This is a genomic window from Flavobacterium sp. (genome assembly GCF_003525665.1).
Lineage (GTDB): Bacteria > Bacteroidota > Bacteroidia > Flavobacteriales > Flavobacteriaceae > Flavobacterium.
Genome location: NZ_DQDX01000183.1, coordinates 23,786 through 31,080, shown reverse-complemented (window position 1 = coordinate 31,080; position 7,295 = coordinate 23,786). Strand labels below are relative to the sequence as shown.

Genomic DNA, 7,295 nt, shown 5'->3' with positions numbered 1-7,295 from the left:
CCTTTTTTTGGATTTTATGTTTGAATTATTTTGGCATAGTTTCCAATAATTCTACTTCGAAAATAATGTTTGCATTTGGAGGAATAACGCCACCAGCTCCACGTTCTCCATAACCAAGGTTAGATGGAATAAAAAATGTTGCTTTATCTCCAAAAGACATAAGATTTAGTCCTTCAATAAAACCTTGGATAAATTGGTATCTTCCAGCTTGTGCGCCCATTGGTCTGTAACCACCTTGATTGGCTCTGTTTTGATCAAATTTTCCGAAAGTTTTATTAACTTCTTCATAGCTACTGTCAAATAAAGCTCCGTCTTCTAAGAAACCTGCATAGTGAATGTAAACATTTGTTCCTTCAGCTGGTTTAACTCCAGTTCCTTTTTGAGTAATAACATATTGTAAACCAGAATCTGTTTTAATTGCTTTAGTTTTAACTGCATTTAATTCAGCAACTTTGGCTGCCATTACGGTTCCAAATTTAGCAGCATACTCTTTTCTTTTTTCCTCATCAAGAACAAGTTGCTTTTTTCTATTAGCTTCTGCTTGTTCTAGTTGCTTCTTTCTGTTTTCGGCATCAATTGCGGCTTGTTTTTTATCGTCTTCGGCTTTGTTTGCGTAATAATCTGCAAAAGTTTTAGCTTCATCAAATCTTAACGCATCAGTTCCTTTTCTAGTAATTGTGATGGTGTTAATTACATCATTTTGCTCAATTGCATTTACAACATCCATTCCTGTTACAACAATTCCAAAAACAGTATGTTTTCCGTCAAGATGTGGTGTTGCTTTGTGTGTAATGAAAAATTGTGAACCATTTGTTCTTGGTCCTGCATTTGCCATAGACAAAATTCCACCACTATGATGTTTTAAATCGGTAAATTCATCTTTAAAAGCATAGCCTGGTCCACCAGAACCATTTCCGTCTGGATCACCACCTTGAATCATGAAATCTTTGATAACTCTATGAAATTTAATTCCGTCATAGAATTTTTTTCCTTTGAATTTCTCAGCAACTTGAGGATTATTTCCTTCTGCTAATGACATAAAATTGGCAACTGTAACTGGTGTTTTTTTGTATTCTAATTGAACTACAATTTTACCTTTAGTAGTTTCAAATGTAGCAAATATACCTTCATTCGGATTAGCAACTGGCAAAACTACCTGAGGTTTTACTTCACTTACTACCGCTTTTGGAGCAGGTTTTGTTGGAGCTTTTGTAGTTTTAACTGGTGCTTTTGTAACTGCTTTTTTCTTTGTTTGAGCATTTACAATTGTTAATCCTAAGAAAAACAAACAAATAATTTTAAATTTCATTTTCATTGTTATTTGATTTTATTATTTAATTCTATTATCTTCAATTGATTGAGGCGTAGTTCCTTTTAACATTTCTACTTCAAAAATTATATTGGCGTTTGGCGGAATCACATCTCCTGCACCATTTACTCCATATCCTAAACTAGAAGGAATAAATAAAACAGCTTTATCGCCAACTGTCATTTTTGACAAACCTTCTTCAAATCCTGGAACCATTTCTCCTTTACCAACTGTAAATGGCATTGGATTATAACCACCTTGAGCTTCTCTTTGCGCATTGTATTTTCCAAAAACTTTTGAAGTTTCAATAATGTTACTATCAAATAATGTTCCATCTTCTAAAAAACCAGCGTAATTAAGCATTACTTGTGTTCCTTTGCTTAATTTTTTTCCATCACCTTTAGTTATAATTTTGTAAATTAAACCAGAAGGTAATTTTGTTCCAGATGCTTTATTTTCAGCAAAAAAAGCTAATTTATCGCTAATAACTTTAGCATATTCTTCCTTGTATTTTTTCTGATTTGCTGCTTCGGCTTCTGCTTGTTGCTTTTGGTTTTTTGATTCTACTTTGAAATAATCGCTAAAAACTTTTACCGCATCAAATTTCTTTGCATCTTCACCTTTAACTATAATTTTTACCGAATTGATTGCATCGTCTTGAACAACAGCATTTACAACTTCCATTCCGTTTTCTACCACACGTCCAAAGATTGTATGCAAACCATCTAACCACGGAGTTTCTTTGTGAGTAATAAAAAACTGACTGCTGTTGGTTCCTGGACCAGAGTTTGCCATAGCTAATAATCCGCCTTTGTCAAATTTTAAATCGGTGATTTCATCTTTAAATTTATAACCACAATCTCCAGATCCATTTCCTAACGGATCGCCACCTTGAATCATGAAATCGGCAATAACTCTATGAAATTTCAAACCATCAAATAAAGGTTTGCTTTTTAAATTTTCAGATACAAACGGATTTGTTCCTTCGGCAAGAGTAACAAAATTAGCTACAGTTACTGGTGCTTTTTTATAATCTAATTCTAATAAAATGGTTCCTTTAGAAGTTTCCATTTCGGCATATAATCCATCTTTTAGATTGGCATGTTCATCTTTGCAAGAAGTAAAAAGAGTTGCAGTTGCAACAATCAATAGGCATAATAATTTCTTCATTTTTGTTTATTCTACTTTTAGTTTTTGTTTTCTGGTTTAAAATCGTTTAATGTTACTGTGCAAATAATTGGTTCGTTGGTTCCTATTTTATCATCATCGCCGTGATATCCAAAAGCCATGTGTGAAGGAAATAGAAAAGTCACTTTTTCGGTTTTGTGCATTAATTTTATTCCGTGACGTAAACCCATCATAATATTCTGTTTGTCAACAAGATAGTTTTGTGGTTTCAGTTCTTCTTTGGTGTAAATTACGTTTCCTTTTAAATCTTTTATCTCATAATCAAAGAAAGCAACATCACCTTTTTTAGGTCGCAAAGTATCGGTTTCGTTTTTAACTTCATAATGATACCAATATCCTTTTTGTGAAGCCAAATATTGAATTTTCGGATTGCTTTTTATAATCGAATCAATTTGTGCTTCTTCACTTTTTACCAGTTTTTTGTTTCTCTCCACCGATTCATTCATGAACTCACCAGACGAACGAGAAACCGGCATTCTTGCTTGCTGTTGCTTACAACTTACAAGTGCAAGAAGGGATAAAATAAGAAAGCTAATTTTTATATTTTTCATGTTATATTGTAATTTTTGAAACAATTTGTTCAAATTTTTTGATAGTATTTGTAAGCGAATCGTTCGATTTTCCTCCAGCTGCATTAATGTGTCCGCCACCATTGAAATGTTCTCTAGCAAATTGATTTACATCGAAATCACCTTGTGAACGGAATGATATTTTAATGATATTTTCATCTCTATGTTCGATAAAAATGGCTGCAAAAACAATGCCTTTGATCGTCAATCCATAATTTACAATGCCTTCGGTATCGCCTTTTACGTACTTGAATTCGTCTAATTCTTTTTGAGATAACGATATGTAAGATGTTTTCTTGTCAAAAAGCACTTTCATATTTTGCAAAGCTCTTCCAAGTAATTGCAATCTCTCGTAAGAATTATTGTCGAATAATAAAGTTGGAATTTCTGTATTTTCGACACCTAATTCAATAAATTCTGCTACAATTCGATGTGTTGTTCCTGTTGTTTTTGGGAATCTAAATCCGCCAGAATCTGTTAGAATTCCGGTGTAAAGACACGTTGCAATTGTTTTGTCGATTAGTGATTTTTGATTTAGAAGAACGATGAAATTGTAAACCATCTCACATGTAGAACCAAAAGAAGTGTCAGAGTAGGTGAATGCTGCATAAGTATCTGGCAATTGATGGTGATCAATCATAATCATTGGAACGGTGAGTTTGTTTAAAACTTGTTCCATTTCGCCCGTTCTGTGCAAAGCATTGAAATCTAAAGTGAAAACTAGTTCAGCATCATGGAGAACTTTAGTGCAATTTACTCGATCCGTTTCATAAACTAAAACCGTTTCTGAAGCTGGTAACCACGCTAAAAATTCGGGAAAATCATTGGGTGCAATCACAACTGGTTGCTGATTTAATTTTAATAAAAAATGGTATAATCCTAAAGTCGAACCCATTGCATCTCCATCTGGACTGCGATGCGGAATAATAGCAATTTTCTTCGGTGTTGCCAATAATTCGGTAATGGCTTGAATGTCTTTTTCGTTCATAGGTTGCGAAAATACTAAAAATTAACACAATCACTATATAGATTAACACAGAATTTAAAGTTTTATTCTAGAAATGTTCTAGTAATTTAATGGTAATTAATGTCGTTTACCTTTCCAAGTGCCACCGTATTTGTAGTTTTCTAAATTTTTAGATTTTTCACAACAGGTTTTGCACACGAAAAGCCACATTTTTCCTTTTTCAATTTGAATACGATACAATGTCGATTCTTCTATTTCGCACAAGCCACAAACTTTTGTTTTCATTGCATTTGGCTCGTTATTTCGAAACAAAAAGACCCAGCCAAACAGCAAATAATCCAACGAGAATACTCAATCCAATGTAAGCAAAAGCCAATAACGAATTATTGTTCTGAAAAAGCGAATAATTTTCGTAACCAAAAGTTGAAAAAGTAGTAAAACCACCACAAAAACCGGTAATTAAAAACCATTTTAAATTGCTGTTTGCCAAATTGTTTTTTTCTAAAACACCAAGAAGTAATCCAATTAAAAAACAACCCAAAACATTAGTAATAAAAGTTGCCAACGGAAAATGACTGGACCAATATTTATTGACCAAAACCGAAGTTAAATAGCGTAAAACACTACCAATGGCGCCACCAATTGCTATGTAAAGAATTGTTTTGAGCATGATTTTAATTTGAATTCAAATGTAATGAAATATCTTTTTAATGTTCATTACTACGAAATTACTTTTTATTTCTCATCGGGCAAGTTTAATTCTTTCCTCAATAAAAGTTCAAATGCAGCCTCTTTTGGATAAGACATTTTGGCATTTACAAATTTACCTTCAGGATTGATAAAGATGAATCTTGGAATGAAATCAATTGTGTAATCTTTTGATAATTTCATTTTATCTACTGCATGAATCTGCATTACTGATTTAGATTTTCCTTTGGCAGCGATATACCATTTTTGTATATTTTCATCAACACTCAAAGCTATAAATTGAATGTTTTCTTTTTTGTATTTTAATGCCATTTTTTCAAAAAATGGAGCTTGCTCTCTGCATGGTGCACACCATGTTGCCCATACGTCAATAAGTACATATTTCCCTTTTAAAGATGATAGCGTCACTGTTGTGCCGTCGATAGTGGTTGCTGTAAATTCTGGAGCTATTTTTCCTTTCGAAAGACTTTCTATAACTCGATTAAAATTAACAATCTTTTTTGGATAAGTTGTGTTTTCAAAGTCGGAAATGTAGTTTGCAATTAGTTGATTTCGTTCTTCAGTATTTGATGCTTCTTCAAGACTTTTACTCATTTGCCAATACAACATCTTATCTTTAAAGGATCCTTTTTTTAACTTAGAAATTTCCTGAATAGACTTGGAGTTTTTATCAATATCTTGTTTGTTTTTCAAAATTAATTGGCTTTTTACAAATTCAAAATACTCATTACTAGTTAACAAGCTTTCATCTGTTAATGATAAGTTCTTCTTTATTTCCTTGATATTATCGGTGTCAACCGTTTTTTCGTTTGGATAAATTGCCAATCGTTTTTCTACCAAAACATTCCAAAGATTTAAGTACTTTGTGGTGATTAATTTTTCTGACCTTATTTTAAAATCACTTTTAGGAATATAATTATCAATAGTTTTGTAATTATTAGGCAAAGCAATCGCGTCTTTCCACTCTTTGTACAAGGTATTAGAAATTAATTCGGGTTTATCTAAATTTTGATTTTCGTTGATGTAGTATTCGGCCATACTCCAATCCAATTGAGACGCTTTCTTGATATTATTCTCTGCTAATCGAGTACCTTTTATTTTTAATCCATTGATATTATTGTATATTTTTCCATCAATATATATACTGTCTTTGTTTCCAAAAAACAAGTTGCCTGAATATTTTCTGTCAATATTGAATTCATAATTATCAGTAATAATAGACTTTGTAAGGACATATTTAAATTCATTGTTTTTAATGGGAATTTGAGCAATCGTGTCTTTTACAATTAAGTCAGTAATGTAAAGCATTTTTAGTTTTTCATCGCTATCAATTTTTCCACAAATAATTGTTTGTGAATGATTTTCCATTTGATTTGGTTTTGAAATCCAATAAACTCCAAGTGATCCAAGGATAATTACTGCTAATGCGCTAATTAAATGCGATGTAGGTTTGAAAAAAGCCAATTTAAATCGTTTGTGTTGATACCACCTAAATCCGAAATAGAGAAAAATTAAACTTGTAAAAAGCCCTAGATATTCAGTGTAAAGAAACCAATATCCGAGCTCGCTTCCTTTAGGATTTGAAGCTACTAATGACAAAATTTGATACGGATACCAGTCGGGAACAAGATTAAATGGTGATAAAAAAAGCGTTAGAAGCAATCCGAAAAATCCAATTAGAATTGACCAAATGAAGCTCGAAATCAACACAGAAATCACAAATTGAAAAGTAGTAATGAGTAATCCTCCAATAAATAATCGAGTTGTAATTTGAAGCAATTCGGTGAATGGAAATTCCATTATTGCTGTTTTTGGAACTTTAATTATGAAGGTTAAAACCCAAGCAGAAAGTAAACTTAGTGCAATAAATGTGACAATCGAAATTAGATTTCCAATTAAAATCATCGTGTACTTCGAAAAATAGATAGAAAACTTGTACGATGGTTGCGTTTCCATTAATTGCCAACCGCCATTTTTATGGTCAATTTGCGTAATTCTGCTAACCATAATTATGATAAACAATGGAAAAAAGAAAAACCCAAACGGATTAATACTTCCTTCAATAAATTTGAAGTAGTAATTTTCGGGTAATGCTGCTCGTATCTCTTCACTACTTTGAACTATTGATACAATAAAATATAATATTGGAGAAAGCGAACCTAGTATTGCACTCGTCCAGTAAAAGCCTGTGCCTCTTTTCTTGATGTGTTCTGCTTTTAAAGCGGTTATGAAATTGGAAAGTCTATTTTTCATTGTTCTTTTTATCATCGGTTATTGTCATGAACCACTCTTCAAGTCCGTCTAGAATTTTTACTTCAAATAAAACGGCATTATTCTGTACCAAATTTGTGATCAAATCTGGAATAAGTATTTTTTCTCCAATCTCCAACGTAATCTGATTATCAGAAATCAAAACCACATTTTTATATGTTTTTTCAAATTCTGATGCCCATTTTTGAGCGTCATTTAGCGTAATTTGAATTTTACAAAAACTGGCTTTTTTAGATAATTCGGCGATGGTTCCTTCGAATTTCAGTTTGCCTTTATTTATGAT

General features: G+C 32.1%; 7 protein-coding genes. All 7 read right to left on the bottom strand.

Translation table 11 applies throughout. The annotated features are described in order from the left end of the window. Nucleotides 1-25: 25 nt before the first annotated feature. Nucleotides 26-1,309 carry a peptidylprolyl isomerase gene (locus DIU01_RS12880; protein ID WP_290835082.1) on the bottom strand — a complete coding sequence of 428 codons (1,284 nt, stop codon included), beginning with the start codon at nt 1,307-1,309 and terminating at the stop codon, nt 26-28. Nucleotides 1,310-1,330: 21 nt separating this feature from the next. Next, the gene (locus DIU01_RS12875; RefSeq protein WP_290835081.1) at nt 1,331-2,479 is read right to left on the bottom strand and encodes a peptidylprolyl isomerase; all 1,149 of its coding nucleotides are present in this window, start codon (nt 2,477-2,479) and stop codon (nt 1,331-1,333) included. Between the two features lie 17 nt (nt 2,480-2,496). Further along, nucleotides 2,497-3,048, bottom strand: a complete 552-nt coding sequence (gene gldI, locus DIU01_RS12870) for a gliding motility-associated peptidyl-prolyl isomerase GldI (RefSeq protein ID WP_290835080.1) — start codon at nt 3,046-3,048, stop codon at nt 2,497-2,499. A gap of 1 nt (nt 3,049) precedes the next feature. After that, nucleotides 3,050-4,054 carry a bifunctional oligoribonuclease/PAP phosphatase NrnA gene (locus DIU01_RS12865; protein ID WP_290835079.1) on the bottom strand — a complete coding sequence of 335 codons (1,005 nt, stop codon included), beginning with the start codon at nt 4,052-4,054 and terminating at the stop codon, nt 3,050-3,052. Nucleotides 4,055-4,331: 277 nt separating this feature from the next. Beyond that, nucleotides 4,332-4,703 carry a fluoride efflux transporter CrcB gene (crcB, locus tag DIU01_RS12860; RefSeq protein WP_290835077.1) on the bottom strand — a complete coding sequence of 124 codons (372 nt, stop codon included), beginning with the start codon at nt 4,701-4,703 and terminating at the stop codon, nt 4,332-4,334. A 65-nt stretch (nt 4,704-4,768) separates the two neighbouring features. Further along, entirely contained in the window at nt 4,769-6,994 is a 2,226-nt protein-coding gene (locus DIU01_RS12855) for a redoxin domain-containing protein (protein ID WP_290835076.1), read from the bottom strand. Continuing rightward, nucleotides 6,984-7,295 (bottom strand): hypothetical protein (locus tag DIU01_RS12850; RefSeq protein ID WP_290835075.1); only part of this gene is annotated, 312 nt, incomplete at its 5' end. The genes DIU01_RS12850 and DIU01_RS12855, both read right to left, overlap by 11 nt.

Excerpts from the sequence above, each read along its gene's own strand:
- DIU01_RS12880 (WP_290835082.1), bottom strand. The coding sequence starts at position 1,309 with ATGAAATTTAAAATTATTTGTTTGTTTTTCTTAGGATTAACAATTGTA.
- DIU01_RS12875 (WP_290835081.1), bottom strand. The coding sequence starts at position 2,479 with ATGAAGAAATTATTATGCCTATTGATTGTTGCAACTGCAACTCTTTTT.
- gldI (WP_290835080.1), bottom strand. The coding sequence starts at position 3,048 with ATGAAAAATATAAAAATTAGCTTTCTTATTTTATCCCTTCTTGCACTT.
- DIU01_RS12865 (WP_290835079.1), bottom strand. The coding sequence starts at position 4,054 with ATGAACGAAAAAGACATTCAAGCCATTACCGAATTATTGGCAACACCG.
- crcB (WP_290835077.1), bottom strand. The coding sequence starts at position 4,703 with ATGCTCAAAACAATTCTTTACATAGCAATTGGTGGCGCCATTGGTAGT.
- DIU01_RS12855 (WP_290835076.1), bottom strand. The coding sequence starts at position 6,994 with ATGAAAAATAGACTTTCCAATTTCATAACCGCTTTAAAAGCAGAACAC.